The following is a 17,798-nucleotide window of genomic DNA, read 5'->3' on the forward strand; positions in this document are numbered from 1 at the left end:
CCATGAACCTGTGGCCGTTGCTCGCTGCCATCGTCCTGTTCGCCGCTTTCGGCGCATCCGCCCAGCCAGCCCCGGTGACGAACTCGCGCATGGTGCCCGCCCAGGTGCAGCCGGGCGCCGATGCCGCGCTCGACGAGAGGCAGGCGCGGGAGTGGGGGCTTCAGCCCGAGGAGTGGGCACGTTACCGGCAACTGATGCAGGGGCCGCTCGGGGTCTATTCGCCCCAGCTCGATCCGCTCACGGCGCTCGGCATCGAGGCCCGCAGCGAGGAGGAGCGCAGGCGCTACGCGGAGTTGCAGGTGCAGGCCGAGGCCCGGCGCGTCGGCAAGACGCTGGCCTACCAGCGGGCCTACGACGCGGCGTGGCAGCGCCTGTTTCCCGGCCAGCCGCGCGTGAGCCTTCCCGGCGCCAAGGCGCAGGGTGCCGGCAACACCGGCTCCGGGCGCCTGGCCGTCTTCGTCAAGGCCGACTGCGCACCGTGCGCGCAGCGCGTGCAGCAGTTGCAGGCGGCCGGCACGGCCTTCGACCTCTACATGGTCGGCAGCCGTCAGGACGACGCGCGCATCCGGCAGTGGGCCACCCAGGCGGGCATCGACCCGGCCAGGGTGCGCGCCCGCACCATCACGCTCAACCACGATGCGGGGCGCTGGCTGTCGCTCGGCCTGCCCGGCGATCTGCCGGCCGTGGTGCGCGAGGTGAACGGCCAATGGCAGCGGCAATAGGTACTCCGGGCCGGGAGCGTCGGCCATCCCGCGTCACCATCCGCTGCGCCAGCGCCGCGCTGCTGCTCGCCACCGGCGGCTGGACGTTGGCCGCCCTCGCGCGGGAAGTGCCGCCGCCGGCCTATCAACTGGCGGCGCATCGTGCAGACGTGCCGGCGGCGGTGCTGTACGCGGTGGCCTTGCAGGAGAGCGGCGCCATGCTGCGCGGGCGCCTGATCCCCTGGCCGTGGACGCTCAACGTCGCCGGCTCGCCACAGCGCTATGCCACCCGCGCGGAGGCCTGCGCGGGGCTACGCCGGGCACTCGCCAGCACGCCGGCCAATCGCATCGACGCCGGCCTCGGCCAAGTCAATCTCGGCTACCACACGCATCGCTACACGCAGCCTTGCGAGCTGCTGGACCCGTACCGCAACCTCGCCATCGCTGCGGAAATCCTGCGCGAACAGCACACGCCGGGCGAGGACTGGCTGCTTGCCATCGGCCGCTACCACCGGCCCGCCGGCGGGGCACCCGCGGCGCGCTACCGGCGCAGTGTGCATCGGCACCTGACCCGCGTGCTCGACCCCGACGTTCCCGTTCCAACCCTCCAGGCCACCACGCCATGAACCACATCGTCCTCATCGCCGTCATCGGGCTGCTGTCCACGACCACCGTCTTCGCCCAGACCGCCTCCGCGCCGCTGATCGTCGTCGAAGACCACGGCGGCGCCTCCGCGCTGCCGTACTACCGGTCGCTGAATCTTCAGCCGGATCAGGCCACACCGCCGACCCCGATGCCGGCCCCTCGCGTGGGCAACGCGGCCGACGCCGAAGCCGCCATGCTGCCGGTGCGCTCGACGCAACTGTCGCCGGGCGAGGTGCAGCGCCGCGTCATCCGGGCGCCGGGCCTGACGGCGCTGTTCCTGATCGGCGACGACGAGCGTTCGCGCGCCTGGCTGCGGCAGCGGCAGGTGGCGCTGCGCGAGCTGAAGGCCGTGGGCCTGGTGGTCAACGTGGAGTCGATGGCCACGCTGACGGCGCTGCGTAGGCTGGCTCCCGGCCTGACCCTCTCGCCGGCCTCCGGCGACGACCTGGCCCAGCGCCTGGGCCTGCGCCACTACCCGGTGCTCATCACGTCCACCGGCATCGAGCAGTAGGTGCGCAAATGGCCCAACCGCATGCGGTCGAGGTTCTGCTGCGGCCAGCGGTGGAGCTTTACACCGTGGCGGTTTGCACCGGTGCCGCGATTCTGTGCCTGGTGGCACCGTGGTCGCTCGCGCTGAACCCGCTGCTCGGCCTGGGCTCGGCGCTGGCTTTCCTGACCTTCGGCGCGATTCGCCTGCGCGATGCCTGGGCGATCCTGCGCTATCGCCGCAATATCCGCCGCCTTCCGCGCTACGTGATGACCAGCCGCGACGTGCCGGTGAGTCAGCAACGGCTGTTCGTCGGCCGGGGCTTTCGCTGGGAGCAGCGGCACACGCACCGGCTGATGCAGACCTACCGGCCGGAGTTCCGCCGCTACGTCGAGCCGACGGCGATCTACCGGGCCGCCCGGCGGCTGGAGGAGCGGCTTGAGTTCGCGCCGTTTCCCGTCTCGACGCTGGCGCGCGCGTTGGCCTGGGACAGCCGGCTCAACCCGGCGCGGCCGCTGCCACCGCTCGGCGGAATGCCGCGCCTGCATGGCATCGAGCCGCACGAGGTCGATGTCACGCTGCCGCTGGGCGAGCGCGTCGGCCACACCCTGGTGCTGGGCACCACGCGCGTGGGCAAGACGCGGCTGGCCGAGCTGTTCATCACGCAAGACATCCGCCGCAGGGTCCGCGGCGAGCATGAGGTGGTGATCGTCTTCGACCCCAAGGGCGATGCGGACCTGTTGAAGCGCATGTACGTCGAGGCCAAGCGCGCCGGGCGCGAAGGCGAGTTCTACGTGTTCCATCTGGGCTGGCCGGACATCTCGGCGCGCTACAACGCGGTGGGCCGGTTCGGGCGGATCTCCGAGGTGGCCACGCGCATCGCCGGACAGCTCTCGGGCGAAGGCAACAGCGCCGCGTTCCGCGAATTCGCCTGGCGCTTCGTCAACATCATCGCGCGCGCCCTGGTCGAGCTGGGGCAGCGGCCGGACTACCTGCTGATCCAGCGCCACGTCATCAACATCGACGCGCTGTTCATCGAGTACGCCCAGCACTACTTCGCCAAGAACGAGCCGAAGGCCTGGGAGGTCATCGTCCAGCTCGAAGCCAAGCTGAACGACAAGAACATCCCGCGCAACATGATCGGGCGCGAGAAGCGCGTGGTGGCCCTCGAACAGTACCTGTCCCAGGTGCGCGTCTATGACCCGGTGCTCGACGGCCTGCGCAGCGCCGTGCGCTACGACCGGACGTACTTCGACAAGATCGTCGCTTCGCTGCTGCCGCTGCTGGAGAAGCTCACCACCGGCAAGATCGCGCAACTGCTTGCACCGAACTATTCCGACCTGTCCGACCCGCGGCCGATCTTCGACTGGATGCAGGTCATCAGGAAGCGCGCGGTGGTCTACGTGGGGCTGGATGCGCTGTCCGACGCCGAGGTCGCGGCAGCGGTGGGCAACTCGATGTTCAGCGATCTGGTCTCGGTCGCCGGCCACATCTACAAGTTCGGCATCGACGATGGGCTGCCCGGCGCCGCGGCGGGCGCCAAGATTCCGATCAACGTCCACGCCGACGAATTCAATGAACTCATGGGCGACGAGTTCATCCCGATGGTCAACAAGGGCGGCGGTGCCGGCGTGCAGGTGACGGCCTACACGCAGACCTTGAGCGACATCGAGGCGCGCATCGGCAACCGTGCCAAGGCCGGCCAAGTGGTCGGCAACTTCAACAACCTGTTCATGCTGCGCGTGCGCGAGACCGCCACCGCCGAGCTGCTGACGCGACAACTGCCCAAGGTCGAGGTGTATGCCACGGCACTGATGAGCGGCGCCACCGACAGCTCCGACCCGCACGGCAATACCGCCTTCACGTCCAACACCCAGGACCGCATCAGCAGCAACAGCGTGCCGTTGATCGAGCCGGCGCATGTGGTGGCGCTGCCCAAGGGGCAGTGCTTCGCGCTGACCGAGGGCGGCAACCTCTGGAAAGTCCGCATGCCGCTGCCGGCGCCCGACCCCGACGAAGCCATGCCGAAGGATCTGCAGGAGCTGGCCGGCTACATGCGACAGCACTACGTCGAGGCAGGAGACTGGTGGGAGAACCAAGGCATCCCCGGCCTGCAGGACAAGGCGCTGCCCGACGACCTGCTGGACGACTTCAAGCAGATGGCCGCCGCTGAAGAGGCCGAAGCATGAGCGATCCGGCCGTCGCGGCCCAGCGCCAGCAGCAACGACAGCAAGGGCTGATCGCCGGCCTGGTCACGCTGCCGTTCCGCTTCTTCGGCGTGCTGTGCGGCGCGCTGCTGCTGTGCATCCTGATCGAATGCGTCGGCATGCACTTCTTCTGGCCCGATCAGGGCTGGCGCCACGCGCAGGGCATGCTGCATTACGAGCTGGATCAGCTCTCCACGCATTTCACGCGCAGCGCGCTGGTGCAGGAGCCGGGGCGCACCGCGCACCGGATGGTCGAGCAGGGCTACGACTGGCTGTTCGTGAAAAGCGGCCTGCTGGACTGGATACGCGATGCCTCGGCGCAGGCCAGCGCCGGCAGCCACCGCCCGACCAAGGATTTCCGCTATTACATCGGCTTGGTCTACGTGAACGTGGAGAGCTACCTGATCGCGGCGGCCTACACGACGCTGGTCTTCCTCGTGCGGCTGCTGGTGCTGTGCCTGACCCTGCCGCTGTTCCTGATGGCCGCCTTCGTCGGGCTGGTGGACGGCCTGGTGCGCCGGGACATCCGCCGCTTCGGCGCGGGCCGCGAGTCGGGGTTCATCTATCACCGCGCCAGGGCCAGCCTGATCCCGCTGGCCGTGCTGCCGTGGGTGACTTACCTGGCGCTGCCGGTCAGCGTGAACCCGCTGCTGATCCTGTTGCCCAGCGCCGCATTGCTCGGCGTGGCGGTGAATATCGCGGCCGGAAGCTTCAAGAAATATCTGTAGTTACGTACACTCACTACTAAGCTTGGGAGGGCAAAAAAAGGGTTGCCAGCAAGAGCCAGAGACGCCTGACGTAACCCGACACGCCGATAGTCAAGGGGATCAGATGAAGCTGCGGCATGCAAAGATCAAGAACTTCCGTCTACTCACAGACGTGCAGCTTGCGCTGGAGGATTTGACTACGGTTGTAGTGGGGCGAAACAACAGTGGCAAGACCTCATTGTCCGAAATCATACGGCGGCTACTGGCTGAAGGCACCGCAGCATTTCAGCTCGAAGATTTCTCCAGCGCCTGCTACGACAGGTTCTGCGCGGCACTGGAAGCTCATAACAATGACCAAGATGACGATGTAGTCAGGGCTCTGGTTCCGTTTATCGAGTTGCGTTTGACGTTCGAATATGATCCTGCTCAGCCGCAGTTGGGGCCTCTCGGTCCATTCGTTATTGACCTCGACCCCGATTGCAATGAGGCGCTCGTTGTAGTCCGCTACGAGCTGAAGGATGGGCAGCTCGCACAATTGTTCTCGGGGCAACCGGATACCCCCCTGACCGATGAAACGAGGATAGCTTTCTTTCGCTCGCTTCGAGAATGTATCCCAACCAATTTTGCCGTCCGGATATGGGCCGAAGACCCAAATGATGCGGAGAACAAACGCCAGTTACAGCAAGGCGCGCTGAAGGCGTTGATAAAGACTGGCTTCATAAACGCCCAAAGAGGCTTGGACGACATAACATCCCGCGAATCCGACATACTCGCCAAGACTGTTGAACTCCTCTTTGCTACGGCTTCATCGTCATCAGCGGATGAAGCCGACAAACAGATTGCCCAAGCACTGAAAGAGGCTGTTCAGGACATTCAATCTCAGATAGACAGCAGCTTCGGCGGTCAACTGAATAATCTGATCCCGGCGCTGAAAAACTTTGGATATCCTGGGCTGGGGAATCAGGAACTGCATACCGAGACACTGCTCGACGTTCGCAAGTTGCTCTCCAACTTCACTAAGGTTCGCTATACCGGCTACAGCGGAGTGACTCTGCCGGAATCCTACAACGGCCTTGGCGCCAGGAACCTCATCTTCATCCTTTTGCAGCTTGCAGGGTTCTATAAGTCGTTTCTGGCCGAGCCAAGCTCGCCAGGAGTGCATTTGGTCTTCATTGAAGAGCCAGAAGCTCATTTACATCCTCAGATGCAAGAAGTCTTCATACGTCAGCTCGCGAAAACCGCTCAACTGCTGGTTGAAGGAACGGAAAGCAAGACGGCTTGGCCGGTCCAGTTCGTTGTTTCTACGCACTCTTCGCATATAGCCAACGAAGCCGGATTTGAAAGTATTCGCTATTTCCTCAGTGGTGAGGTACCAGGTTCAGCTGCTGGCGTTCGGCAGACGAGAATCAAGGATCTTCGCAAGGGACTGGATGGCGTTTCCGAGCCGGACAAAAAGTTCCTCCATCAGTACCTGACACTAACCCGCTGTGATCTGTTTTTTGCCGACAAGGCGATCCTGGTAGAGGGGCTGAGCGAACGACTTTTGCTCCCCGCCATCATCGAAAAGCTGGAGGTCGCGGAGCCAACCCGGCCGAAGCTATCAAGCCAGTATGTAACCACCATGGAGGTCGGCGGAGCATATGCTCATCTCTTCTTCGGGCTCTTGCGCTTCCTTGAATTGCCAACCCTAATCCTCACCGATCTGGATTCAGTAGAAGAACCCGGCGGGAGCGCGTGCGAGGTCCACAAGGGAACCTATTCCAGCAACGCCTGCCTGAAAGCCTGGTTTTCCGATGATGATCCATTCACCCTCAATGGCCTGGTGACGAAGGATGCCTCCGAAAAGACAAAGCACGGCAACCGCATTGCCTATCAATGTGCGGAGGAAGAAGGTGGCCCCTGTGGCCGCACGTTTGAAGATGCCTTCATTCTCGCAAACCGAACATTGTTCAACTTGAATGACGCTACACGGGAAGAACTTGAAACGGAAGCCAGAAGCAAGGCCAGCAAGATCAAGAAGTCCGAATTTGCGCTCAAGTACGCAATAGAGGACAAATCCTGGACAACGCCCAAGTACATCCTCGACGGAATACGCTGGCTGTCGGCCGACATCGAGCCAGCCGTCCCGGACCCGGCGCTTGCTTTGGTGGTCGCGGCGACAATCGCTGACGATGGGGATGCAGATGACTAATCCGCAGTCACCCGCTGAAATTGCCAGCCAGCGTGCACTTGATGCCATGTTTAGCAGCCTGGCCGCCGGAGAGCACTTCCGCTTGGAAGCAGGAGCAGGCGCTGGAAAGACTTACTCACTCATCAAGGCGCTCCACTATTTGATCGAGCGCCACAAGAATACGTTCCCAAGAAGAAACCAGCAGATTGCGTGCATCACGTTCACCAATGTGGCCCGCGATGAAATTGCCGCCCGCACTGACAGAAGCCCAATGGTGTACTGCGACACCAATCATGCCTTCTGTTGGTCATTGATTAGTGGCTTCCAGAAACAACTCCGTGGTTTGGTTGAGGCGATGCCAACATGGCAAGAGAGAATTGCGGAAGCCGGGGGAAGTCTGGGTGGCCGTGTGGTTGAATACAGTTTCGGGTACCGCTCCATTCGCGAGGATCGTGTGTCTCTGCATCACGATGATGTACTGCCGCTCACCGTTTCATTGATGGAGAACGCCAAGTTCAGGAATATAGTGACGGATCGGTTTCCCATCATTCTCGTGGATGAATATCAGGATACTGACAAGGATTGGATTGCGGCGATTCAGCGGCTGTTTCTGGAGAACCCACCTGCGCCTCTATTCGGCTTCTTCGGCGACCATTGGCAGAAAATATATGGCAATGGATGTGGGAGACTGGAGCATCAGCGAGTCAAGGAGATTGGCAAAGAGGCCAATTTCCGATCAGTCAAAACCATCGTTGACTGCCTCAATCGGATGCGCCCGGAGCTACAGCAGTTTGTCGAAGACCCGACTGCCATTGGGCAGGTCAGCGTATTTCATACGAATGCCTGGACTGGCGAACGACAGACAGGTGCCCATTGGGGAGGAGATTTGCCTTCAGAGGTCGGCCACGAAACCCTTGAGCAAGTGAAGACTTTATTGGCACAAGAGGGATGGGATTTCTCCCCCGAAAGCACAAAGGTTCTCATGCTGACGCATAGGCTTCTTGCCGGCGAGCAAGGCTATGCGAGCTTGCCAGCGGTTTTTCGCTATAACGAGTCGTTTGCCAAGAAGGAACATCCGCATATCGCCTTCTTCGTGGACCAGTTGGAGCCTGCTTGTGATGCCTTCTCCGGCAGTAGGTTCGGCGCCATGTTCGACGCACTGGGTGGCAACACGCCGCTATTGCGGGGGCGAGCCGACAAGACAGCTTGGCATGATGCGATGAGCCAGCTGATGGTGATTCGCGAAAATGGCACGGTTGGAGAGGTCATCGACCACCTTCTCAACCTGCGGAAGCCAAGACTCCCGGAAGCCATCGAGAGGCGTGAGCGAGAGCTGCGCGAATTTGATCGAACTAGTGGCGAAGAGATGCCGGCCGCGCTGACGGAGATAGAGAAGCTTCGCGCAGTCAGATACGCAGAAATCAAGGCGCTGCGGAGCTACTTGGATGGTCACTCCCCCTTCGAAACCAAGCACGGAGTGAAGGGCGCGGAGTTCGAGAATGTTCTTGTCGTCATCGGTCGCGGGTGGAATCAGTACAACTTTGGAGAGATGCTCGAACTGGCAGGAAAAACAGCCATCCCGCCGGGAAAGCAAGCGAGCTTCGAGCGCAATCGAAACCTGTTCTATGTTGCCTGCTCAAGACCGAAGCGCCGTCTTGCACTGCTGTTCACACAGCAGCTTTCATCAGATGCCCTCGCAACACTTGATAGGTGGTTCTTGACAGAAAGCATCCGCGCTATTGCGTTCTCATAAACGCCGACGTGACAACCACCGCTTTGAGGTGAGGCGCGAGCATTGCGCGGATGAATTCTGTACTCGGCCACGCCCTCATGCCGTCTTTTTCTCAAACCGCATGTAGTCAGAAAGTCGCTTCGATTCTGTAATCTCGTCATGGGGTATCAGCAGGTACTTCCACGATTTCGTGCCAACTTCACGTGCGTGATCCGATGCGTACTCGCACCAACGGGCAGCAACGGCCGCTTTCGCTTGAACCTCCTGCGTGTTCATGTCGCCACGAGCTTTCGTCTCGACCATGAAAATCGCTGATTCCGTCTCGGCCACGAAGTCGGGGATGTACTCCGGCTGCTCGGTGCCGAGCTTGTAGTAGATCTGGAACTGCCCCTTCGCGGGCTTGAACCACTTCGTCGCGTCGCGCTCCAGGATGATGGCGAAGCGCCGTTCGGTGTCCGAATCGAACTTCTGCAGCGGGTACAGACAACGCGCGAATCCACCGAAGAGCATCTGCTTGATGCGACTGGTCTCGGTCACGGTCTCCCGGAAGTGGTGGGCCGTCTGGCCTGCCGTGGCAGTGTAGTTGCAAGGCTTGAGTTCGGTGAAACCGCGACTGACCTGCACCTCGTACTCCGTCGCCTCTTCCCAAAAGTGGGCCATCATCTGCGCGTGGATTTCCCGTGCGATCAAGCGGCGGTCACGATCGAGGACGCTGATGGCTTCGTCCTCGGACAGATAACTGCGCAGGTGCTGCACCATCTGGCCTGCGAGGTCGTAGAGGAGGTCGGCGTGGGTGAAGTAGTCGATGTCATCGAAGTCCACCAGCGCGTGGACGATGTAGTCCTCCGGGCGCTGCTCCTTGAGTCCGACCTCGGCGGCCAGGGTGAACTGCTCGTTGGTGCGCAGCATCTGCCCGACGATCTCGCGTTGGCCTGGCTGGAGATGAAGCTGGCTCACATCCAGCTTGAAGGCGTGGAAGCCCGTCGTGACCTCGCCAGTCGGTACCACCGCGATGCGCGGGATGTCGATGGTCTGCTGCACCACGATCTCGGTGGTCTTCGCCACCACGGCGGACAAGTCAAGTGCGGGGACTGATTCATCCACGCCCGCCAGCAATTCGCCTTGCAGCGGCTTCAACCGTTCTGCCACTTCCGCGAGGATTTCCTTCTGCACTTCTGGTTTCAGCAGCGCGCTGCTGGTGGGCACCAGATCGCGCTTGACCTCGTACTTGCCGATGACGTCCATGACCACGCGCGCGGCCTGCTTCTCCGCCTCCGTGGTGAACACCGGTTTGGGCGCGGGGACTTCCGCTCCACTGTCAGTGGCTGAAGCCCCTGTGATCACGACCGGTGCTTCCGTCAAACCGAGACGCGCCGCCGCCCCGGACTCGACCTGCACGCTGACCTTCTTGTCGTCGGCGCTCGGCGCATCGAGGATGACCTGCTTCAGGCGAATCGGCGAGTCGCCGCGGTTGGCCTCGTCGATGATCTCCTGGAACTTGTCGTGCGCGACGATGTTCAAGCGATCCACCGACGCGACGCCCGTGCGCTTGCCGTAGGGCAGACGCAGGCCACGCCCGATGGACTGTTCAATCAACGTGCGGGCATTGGCGGCGCGCAGCGGCACGATGGTGTAGAGGTTGGTTACGTCCCAGCCTTCCTTCAGCATGTTGACGTGAATCACGATCTCGGTCGGTTCATCCACGCTCTCCACGGCTAACAGGCGCGTGATCATCTCCTCTTCTTCAGCGCCGGTACGGCTGGAATCGACCTGAATCACCTTGCCCTGGTAGCGCCCCTCATAGAAGGCTTCCGACTCCAGCAGCGCCAAGAGTTGCCCCGCGTGCGTGGTATCGCGAGCGATGACGAGCATGAAGGGCTTGACCGGCTTGACGCCGTTCTCGCGGGCATAGGTGAGCAGCTCGACCTTGGTCGTCTCGTGCAGGCGCACACCGTCTTCCAGCTTGGTCTTCTCGATCTCCTCGGGCGTGTGCGCCTTGGCGTCGAAGTTGCGCTGGGTGACCACGGCAGGTTCCTTGACGAAGCCGTCCTCCATCGCCCTCGCCAGCGGGTAGTCCATCACCACGTTCTTGAACGGCACCGGCCCACGGCTGGACTCGACGAACGGTGTCGCCGTCACCTCCAGACCGAATAGCGGCTTGAGCTCGTTGATAGAGCGCACCCCAGCGCTGGCCCGGTAACGGTGCGACTCGTCCATCAGCAGCACGAGGTCAGGCAGGTTCGCGAGATGGTTGAAGTAGCTGTCGCCCAGCACTTCCTTCATCCGCTTGATGCGCGGCTCCTTGCCGCCGCGCACCTCGGAGTTGATCTTGGAGATGTTGAAGATGTTGATGCGCACGTCGTGAGCGAAGCCCATCGACTGATCGCCCACCGCCGCGCCGGTCTGGTCGTAGTTGTCGCCGGTGATGATCAGCGGCGGTTGCTGCGCGAATTCTGCGATGCCCTTGAACACGTACTTCGGCGTGTTGCGCATGAAGTCCGTGATGAGCTTGTTGTAGATCGTCAGGTTGGGCGCAAGCACGAAGAAGTTGTTGATGCCGTGCGCCAGATGCAGGTAGGCGACAAATGCCCCCATCAGGCGCGTCTTGCCCACACCCGTGGCCAGCGCGAAGCACAGCGACGGGAACTCACGCTCAAAGTCCTCCAGCGTGCTGAACTCGGCCTTCAACGTGGAGAGAATGGCCGAGACATCACGCTCGTGACCCAATAGCTCGGGCGCAGCATCGAGCGCGCGAGCGAGCTTGATGAGGGAGTCGGCCTGGGGCGGGCGGAGAGACAGACGGCCGGTAACGGCGTGCAGGACGCGGGTGCTCATTATTCGTTCTCCCCAAACAGGCCGCCCTGTCCCGCGTTGGCGAGGGCCACTTTTCTGCTCTTAGTGTTCTTGACGCTAGTGCCAGAGGGCGCAGGCTCGGCCTTCTCAATCTCCGCCATCGGCAGGTTGGTCACATTCAAGCTGTAGTCGTCACGGCCCCAATGGCAGCGGGCCAACACCATCTTCGGAATCTTCTTCAACGTCAGGTTCGGCCAGCGTTCCGCCGCTTTGGCCGCCGTGACTCCGTGGAAAGCGGCGCAGCACACCAGCAGGCTCTGCTCCAGGCCGACTTCATCGGACAGGGCTTGCAGTTGCTCTGCGGACAGGTTCTGGGTGGTGACATAGATGAAATCGCGCTCGCTGGAGTGGCCGTGCTGCCACCAGTGAGTTTCCGATGGCGCGTAGTTGAAGCCTTCCAGCTTGGCCAGCGCCTCGGCCAGTTGCGCAGCGTTGTATTCGGGATTGATGACCGGGTTGCCCCAGCGGTCGTTGACGATCAGGCTGGGGGCAAGACGGTAATAGCGGAAGCCGCCGCCGCCGTGCCAACTTAGAGCCTCTGTGACGCCGCCCTTATCTTCGCCGTCAATTACCTTCCTGAGACGCGGAATGATGTGTGTATGGCAAGTTTCCTCAAGCTCCACCATTATCCAGCGCCGTCCCATTTTATGAGCGGCTGCTCCAGTGGTACCAGATCCCGCAAATGAGTCAAGAACCCAGTCTCCTGGATTCGTTGAAATACTAAGAATACGGGAAACCAAGTCTTCTGGCTTCGGGGTTTCAAATGCTTGAACGCCCTCCAAAACAGATCTTTGATGAGCCTTAGTTTGTCGAGTCGTGTGCAAGTCTGACCAGATTGTTGGCCAAGGGCGCGTAGGAGCGTCGGGAGCATATTCTCTTGTGTAAGGAACCCACCGCAGTACTCCGCCGCTTTCCCTTTGCTTCCAAACAAGCTCTCCCTTCGCTATCAGCTCATCAACACCCTTTTTCCCCATTGCCCATCGGGCTTCTTGGCCGTCATCGTGAATGGGGTAAACATCCACGCCGTCTGGCCCCTTGATCGGGAAATACATCGACGGGCGGTCGATCCGAAGACTATTCTTCCCGTTTTTCTTTAGGAGACGGTCACGGTACGGCCTGTCCGATTCCGCGTCCGGCTGCCGGTATGCATTTAAGATTGACTCATCCTGCTTCGGTCGAAAATTAATCGAGTCAGGATTCTTTACATAGCAAAGAATGTATTCATGATCTGGGGAAAGGGCGCCCTTGTTGTCATTTGGGCTGTCGACCTTCTTCCAGATAAATGACGTAACGAAACACTTGCGACCAAAAATCTCGTCGCACAAGACCTTAAGATAGTGAGCCTCGTTGTCATCAATAGAAATCCATAGCGAGCCATCGTCCGAAAGCAGACGCCTGATGATTTCTAGCCGATCCCGTACTAAGCCAAGCCAAATCGAGTGCTCAAGACCATCATCATATTGTGCAAATGCGCTACCGGTGTTGTACGGTGGGTCAATGAACACGCACTTCACTTTGCCGGAGAACTCTTGCTCCAATGCTTTCAGCGCAAGCAGGTTGTCACCGAAGATCAGTCGGTTGTCGAAGATGTCGTTGTCCGACACGCGATGCTTGGCGTGATATGACTTCTCTGGATCTTCGAGCAAGATGCGCGGCTCCAGCTTGGGTCGCTTCTCCTTCCCGATCCAGGTAAGTTCTAGTTTTTGTTTGCTCATGGTCATGCCACCTTAATTCTTGTGCAGTCCAAGCTTGTCAAACAGGATGCGGTTGCGGCGTTCTGCATCCTTGATGAGCTTGTCGTAGGAGAGAATTTCGATATACCCGTTGCCAGTCGCCAAAGGGGAGAAATACCCCTCGTTGTCGGCGGTGCGGTGGTAACGTCCGAATACTTGTCGATGCAAAGACGGCGTTAAATCAGCGATGAGATAGCCGGTGTACCGCAGGCTGGCGGGATTGATCTGCCTCCCATCAACGTCCGTGACGCCCCCTTCGGAGATTTCTCGGAATCGTTGGATGATCTGATCAGCTGGGTCTTTGTCGTAATTGTCCCTTCCAGGCCGCTTGAACTCGATGATGACAACACCACCGCCAGGCAGGCTGTCTGCCTCAGCGACACCGATGGGCGTGTCATAAAAGAACGCAAAGATGTCCGGCTCCCGGCCAGAAGTGTCGTCCAGCCCAGCGACGCTTTTTAGTTTTTTGTCTGATGTGAGCAGGGTGTGATAGCACAGCCGCTCGTCAATCACCCAGAGGTTCTGCTGCTCGAAGAAGATGTCTTTCGAGGTCATCCCCATCGGGAAGATCATTTTGTGCAAGACCCTTTCGAGCGGGTATTTGTCATCCGTGCGCTTTTTCTTGAGGCTGTTGTTCACCAAGTCAAGAATCGTTCGGCGGTGCGCAATATAGGCAGCAAGCTGGGCCTTGCCGATTTCGTTGGCCTTTTCCGCGATTTCCTTGAATTTCTCTTGGTACTGTTCGAAGGTTTCGGTTTCGAAGAGCGCTGCGACATGCTTGGCCTCTTTACGGATGTCGTCCTCGATGGCGCGCTTCACATGCAGAAGAGCCTCGTCCAGCTTGTCTTCTGACAGGCCTGGCTGAATCTTTTGCTCGATCATCTCTTTGTAGCGAGGGTGCGTGAGCGCCCTGTACTCGGGGGCTTGCTCAACAAACTTCTCGATCTGGGCACGCTTTTCTTCGTTCGTTGACTTCAAGTCGTCCAGGAGCAGCGGCCGCAACGCCCCTGCGACACCCTGGTTCAGGGCGCGTCGGGAGACGAGGGTCTGCTCAAGTTCGGGCTCCTCATCGCTTTGGAAGGCGATGCGCGTGCGCTCTTGGTTGGCATGGTCGTCCAGATATTCCCCGGTGACCAGCACGATCAAGGTGTACGGCGCTTGGTCTTCGTCAATCAGCTTCTCGGGAAGCTCTGGAAGCAGGTCCCGCAGCTTGCTCGTGGTGACTTCGCGCCCGTTCGCGCACAAGTTGAGTTCGTGGCGCGAGCGTCCGTCTCGGTGACGATATGCCTGCAAGGCAAATGTATGCCCGGAAACCTCGAAGAACAGCTCTTGGATATGCGCCAGCACTGTTGACTGAAACAGGGCGTGCAAGTCAATCGGAGCGTGTCCCGGAGACTCCAGAGTCATAGGAGGGCAGGAGCGGGCCGCAAACCGGATCAGAAAGTGCGCAATGATGCGTTCAGCGATGGTCTCGGGCTGGGTAGGCCACCCAGCCCGAAACTTGTCATCCATGCCCCGCAAGGAGGTATGCGTGCCACATGCCTCTTTGACTTCAGACGTGGTGTCCGCACCTTTCAGTTCATCTTGGATGCTGAAGTCGAACTCTCGCAGCAAAGCCTTGCCGTCGCGTTTGAAGACACTGCGGATGTGTACGGATGAAAAGACTTTCAGGAAAGTGAAGCGCCCGACACCTCGGCCGCCGACCTTGACCTTTGAAAGCGTGTGCGCCTCTTGAAACGAAGCCAGGTTCTTGTCGTTGAAGCCAACGCCATCATCAATGACATCGAAGCCGTCCACGACCAGAGTCCCGTCCCCAGCTTGATGGGCGAGGTCGTTGGAGGCCACCAGCCGGATGCGAATCGAATGATTGCTGAAGCCGTCCTGATGCTCCTCGATTGCATCGACGGCATTCGAGATAGCCTCGTAAAGAGGCATCATAGCCTTGCCCTGGGAAAGCTCCAGCCGATCCACCAGACCTTTGATGTTCGCTTGCACTATTGATTTCCTCCCTGACCCTGCTGCGCCAATGCCGCCATCAAACGGCCTTTCACGGTTCGACAGTCCGTTTTGTTCTCAAAGACGCTGCGCGCCTGCTTGTTCCACTGCACGCCCTGGACAGAACTCACAAGACGCTCGCAAACAAGATCGACCTCGCGTGAAATCGCTGTCAGTTCATCCTGGGTCAATGCCAACGCCGGCCCGTTCTGCAACTGAAGGCGGATGAAGATGACGTGTAGAACCAGCCAGGCGCCGTGAGTGAGAATCTCCCGAGCGGGGAGTGTCCCCGCTGGCAAGCCGGCGGGATCACCCTCGGCGGTGGCACGGGCGCGGACCTTCTCTACGACCACTCGGCCGATTTGGACTATCCGCCACATTTGTCTTGCCGTGAGCGAGTCGGCGAAGAGCCGTTCGTAGGATTGGCGTAGGGGGTCGGTGGCTGATACCAGCCCCTCCCGCCCAAACAGCTTCTTCTTGTCGGCCTTGGCCGCGGTCACGTAGTCCTGCCAGTCGTTCGTGGTTACGGTGCAAGCCAGGAACGGCGCGAGTTCACGTGCGCTGAAGCAGGTTGGTGATAGCGGCGGATCGTCCTCCCCCTGCTTGACCAGATAGGTGACGCCGGCCATCTGCAAGGTCTGCTGCCACATGGTCTGGCGTTCATCGAGCGCGGCAAAATCTTCCAGCTCAACGGCATTCTGGCGGTTGCGCGATTGGGTGACTCGATCGCCAAAACCATCAGGCGCGTTCTCAAGACAAACGAAAGTCGCCATGACTACGGTGGGATGAGCATCGTAGTGGGCCAGTGGCTCGCGGGCGATCGCCCCAACCGTTTGCGCGCCGTTGATGATGGACAACCCGCGAATGCGAAACGTCCCAGTCTGACGATGCGGGTCGCGGGGGTGCTGTTCCGTTATGGAATCGCAGAGGAAGGTGACGCCGTTATTGAAGTAGAAGAAGTGCTGTGCTTCTTGTCGGAGTGTCTCGGTCAGCCCTGCATTGACGGTGGTCGTGCCCTTGAACCGGCGAATGTTCCGATCAACCAGATGTTCTTCGTGTGCCGCCCAAAGCTCGGCGAGCCGTTTGCCGTCCATGCGCCCGTAGAACGCCCGGTAGGGTTCCTGCGTGTGGCCGAAGTCCTTCAATTCGACTTCGGCTTCTATGGGCTGGGCCGAAACTCCGTCTAGATGTAGGTCGTGCAGGGTCGTGAGCCCATAAGCATGGCACCGAAGAAAGCCCGGATTCGCGCCATTGAACGCGCGCTCCAAGTCGGCAAAGATGTCGCGCCGATCATCGGACACCGCCGTGCCGGAATAGGCCAGCACGACTTTGATCCTGCAGACACCACTGTTCAAGGCATTGGTGATTGCCGCTTGGCGGTTTTGCAGGACGTTATTGAAGCGATTCCAGCGTCCTTGCAGAAGGTCGGTTACGCCATCCCGAAATTTGGATACATCACCGAGTTCGGGCTCGCCGGTACCCGACTCCTTGTACTTGGACTGGACCAGCCAGATCGTTTGATCCGTTGAAACGAACACCGAATCGATACCATGATCCTGGCCACCATCGATGCTGGCGGCCACGGCCTCATCCAGATTGGCGCCAGCGTCTTCGTGCAGGACGAATGCCGCGATTGCCTTGGACAGGTAGTTGCTACGCCGAGACTCTGGAGTGTTTCCCGTCCCGGTGATTCGGTTCGCGTAGTCCGCATCAAGTTTTTGGCACAGCAGATCGAGTTCGAGGGGGCGAGCGATAACTGTTGCCATCAGACCAGCTCCCACTCGACAGTGAACAGCGTGCGCTCCTCGACCTGCTGTTGGAGTTGCACTTCAAGCTGGCTGATCAAGTCATTGCGTTGCGCTTCAACTTCGTCCTGCCGGGCAAACAGCTCGCGGCGCAGCTTGCTGCGCTTGCCTTCCAGTTCGCGCTGCTTCTTCTGCCATGACAGTTTTTCTTCCAGCCTCGGCGAGGTCGCGGCGGTTCGGCGCACCTCCTTGATCTCGCGGTCGATCTCCTTGATCTCCTGCTCCAGACCGAGCTTCAGGTCGTCCGCCCAGGCATCCAGCTTCTGGACTTCCTGCTCGAAGTAGCCGAGGTTGCGCTCGTTGACGTCGCGCAGGAGCGCGGTCTTGCGGGCTTCCACGTCGGCCAGCAGGGTGGCGTCAGGGGCGTTGAACAGACTGGCCGCCTGCGTGGTCGCGGGCAGGCGCAGCAGTTTTTCCGGGTCTTCTTCCGCGAGCACGACGCCATCGGTCGTGCCCGCGGCAACCAGCAGATGTTGCTCCTGGTTGCCGAGTGTCTCGACCGAGATCAGCTTCACGGTGAGCCATCCGGCTTTGCCGCGCCAGGCTTCAAGCGTGCTGATCTTTGAACCGTAGGCGTTGTAGTCGAAGACGAGACGAGCCCCGTTGAGTGCGCGAGCCTTGGCCTGCTCGATGCCCCATCGCGCCAGCGGATGATTGATGCGGTATAGGTGCGCGTCGCCGGAGCGGCGGGGCAATTCGTAGCGCCCCAGCTCGATGCCCGTGAGGCCGCTGTGCTCGACTCCAGTCGGTATGTGGCGGAGAT

Annotated in this window: 11 protein-coding genes and 1 pseudogene; 7 read left to right on the top strand and 5 right to left on the bottom strand. The window is 60.5% G+C overall.

Annotated elements, in window-relative coordinates:
• The first annotated feature begins 2 nt into the window (after nucleotides 1-2).
• From TBU01S_RS11700 to TBU01S_RS11730, 7 genes are all read left to right on the top strand, one after another.
• Complete coding sequence (locus TBU01S_RS11700; protein WP_050157982.1) at nucleotides 3-722, top strand: TIGR03759 family integrating conjugative element protein; 720 nt, start codon at nucleotides 3-5, stop codon at nucleotides 720-722.
• Nucleotides 707-1,327 carry a lysozyme family protein gene (locus tag TBU01S_RS11705; RefSeq protein WP_029578143.1) on the top strand — a complete coding sequence of 207 codons (621 nt, stop codon included), beginning with the start codon at nucleotides 707-709 and terminating at the stop codon, nucleotides 1,325-1,327. The genes TBU01S_RS11700 and TBU01S_RS11705 overlap by 16 nt, the downstream gene beginning before the upstream one ends.
• Nucleotides 1,324-1,857: an integrating conjugative element protein gene (locus TBU01S_RS11710; RefSeq protein ID WP_068636824.1), complete on the top strand. Its 534-nt coding sequence runs from the start codon at nucleotides 1,324-1,326 to the stop codon at nucleotides 1,855-1,857. The genes TBU01S_RS11705 and TBU01S_RS11710 overlap by 4 nt, the downstream gene beginning before the upstream one ends.
• A gap of 8 nt (nucleotides 1,858-1,865) precedes the next feature.
• Nucleotides 1,866-4,022, top strand: coding sequence for a type IV conjugative transfer system coupling protein TraD (gene traD, locus TBU01S_RS11715; protein ID WP_068636825.1), 2,157 nt, complete (start codon nucleotides 1,866-1,868; stop codon nucleotides 4,020-4,022).
• A complete protein-coding gene (locus TBU01S_RS11720) occupies nucleotides 4,019-4,768 on the top strand; it encodes a TIGR03747 family integrating conjugative element membrane protein (RefSeq protein ID WP_068636826.1) in 750 nt (249 codons plus the stop codon). The genes traD and TBU01S_RS11720 overlap by 4 nt, the downstream gene beginning before the upstream one ends.
• Nucleotides 4,769-4,871: 103 nt before the next feature.
• The gene (locus TBU01S_RS11725; RefSeq protein WP_068636827.1) at nucleotides 4,872-6,938 is read left to right on the top strand and encodes an ATP-dependent nuclease; all 2,067 of its coding nucleotides are present in this window, start codon (nucleotides 4,872-4,874) and stop codon (nucleotides 6,936-6,938) included.
• On the top strand, nucleotides 6,931-8,670 hold the full coding sequence (locus tag TBU01S_RS11730; RefSeq protein ID WP_068636831.1) for a UvrD-helicase domain-containing protein: 1,740 nt from the start codon (nucleotides 6,931-6,933) through the stop codon (nucleotides 8,668-8,670). Before TBU01S_RS11725 ends, TBU01S_RS11730 begins: the two co-directional genes overlap by 8 nt.
• Nucleotides 8,671-8,745: 75 nt before the next feature.
• Here the strand turns inward: TBU01S_RS11730 and TBU01S_RS11735 are convergent, their stop codons facing one another.
• The 5 genes and pseudogenes from TBU01S_RS11735 to TBU01S_RS11755 all read right to left on the bottom strand — a co-directional run.
• Nucleotides 8,746-11,484, bottom strand: a complete 2,739-nt coding sequence (locus TBU01S_RS11735; protein WP_068636828.1) for a DEAD/DEAH box helicase — start codon at nucleotides 11,482-11,484, stop codon at nucleotides 8,746-8,748.
• Nucleotides 11,484-13,217: a site-specific DNA-methyltransferase gene (locus TBU01S_RS11740; RefSeq protein ID WP_050378109.1), complete on the bottom strand. Its 1,734-nt coding sequence runs from the start codon at nucleotides 13,215-13,217 to the stop codon at nucleotides 11,484-11,486. The genes TBU01S_RS11735 and TBU01S_RS11740 overlap by 1 nt, the downstream gene beginning before the upstream one ends.
• Before the next feature lie 12 nt (nucleotides 13,218-13,229).
• Nucleotides 13,230-15,230 (bottom strand): ATP-binding protein, encoded by a 2,001-nt coding sequence (locus tag TBU01S_RS11745; RefSeq protein WP_025298043.1) that lies wholly within the window; start codon nucleotides 15,228-15,230, stop codon nucleotides 13,230-13,232.
• Complete coding sequence (locus TBU01S_RS11750) at nucleotides 15,230-16,996, bottom strand: AIPR family protein (RefSeq protein WP_023121137.1); 1,767 nt, start codon at nucleotides 16,994-16,996, stop codon at nucleotides 15,230-15,232. The genes TBU01S_RS11745 and TBU01S_RS11750 overlap by 1 nt, the downstream gene beginning before the upstream one ends.
• Nucleotides 16,996-17,798 (bottom strand): annotated as a pseudogene (locus TBU01S_RS11755) (OmpH family outer membrane protein); the annotation flags it as partial. The gene TBU01S_RS11750 and the pseudogene TBU01S_RS11755, both read right to left, overlap by 1 nt.

Origin of the sequence: Thauera butanivorans NBRC 103042, from assembly GCF_001591165.1 — a bacterium.
GTDB lineage: Bacteria > Pseudomonadota > Gammaproteobacteria > Burkholderiales > Rhodocyclaceae > Thauera > Thauera butanivorans.

Bases quoted from the DNA above. Each gene is read 5' to 3' on its own strand.
- TBU01S_RS11700 (WP_050157982.1), top strand. From the start codon at position 3: ATGAACCTGTGGCCGTTGCTCGCTGCCATCGTCCTGTTCGCCGCTTTC.
- TBU01S_RS11705 (WP_029578143.1), top strand. From the start codon at position 707: ATGGCAGCGGCAATAGGTACTCCGGGCCGGGAGCGTCGGCCATCCCGC.
- TBU01S_RS11710 (WP_068636824.1), top strand. From the start codon at position 1,324: ATGAACCACATCGTCCTCATCGCCGTCATCGGGCTGCTGTCCACGACC.
- traD (WP_068636825.1), top strand. From the start codon at position 1,866: ATGGCCCAACCGCATGCGGTCGAGGTTCTGCTGCGGCCAGCGGTGGAG.
- TBU01S_RS11720 (WP_068636826.1), top strand. From the start codon at position 4,019: ATGAGCGATCCGGCCGTCGCGGCCCAGCGCCAGCAGCAACGACAGCAA.
- TBU01S_RS11725 (WP_068636827.1), top strand. From the start codon at position 4,872: ATGAAGCTGCGGCATGCAAAGATCAAGAACTTCCGTCTACTCACAGAC.
- TBU01S_RS11730 (WP_068636831.1), top strand. From the start codon at position 6,931: ATGACTAATCCGCAGTCACCCGCTGAAATTGCCAGCCAGCGTGCACTT.
- TBU01S_RS11735 (WP_068636828.1), bottom strand. From the start codon at position 11,484: ATGAGCACCCGCGTCCTGCACGCCGTTACCGGCCGTCTGTCTCTCCGC.
- TBU01S_RS11740 (WP_050378109.1), bottom strand. From the start codon at position 13,217: ATGAGCAAACAAAAACTAGAACTTACCTGGATCGGGAAGGAGAAGCGA.
- TBU01S_RS11750 (WP_023121137.1), bottom strand. From the start codon at position 16,996: ATGGCAACAGTTATCGCTCGCCCCCTCGAACTCGATCTGCTGTGCCAA.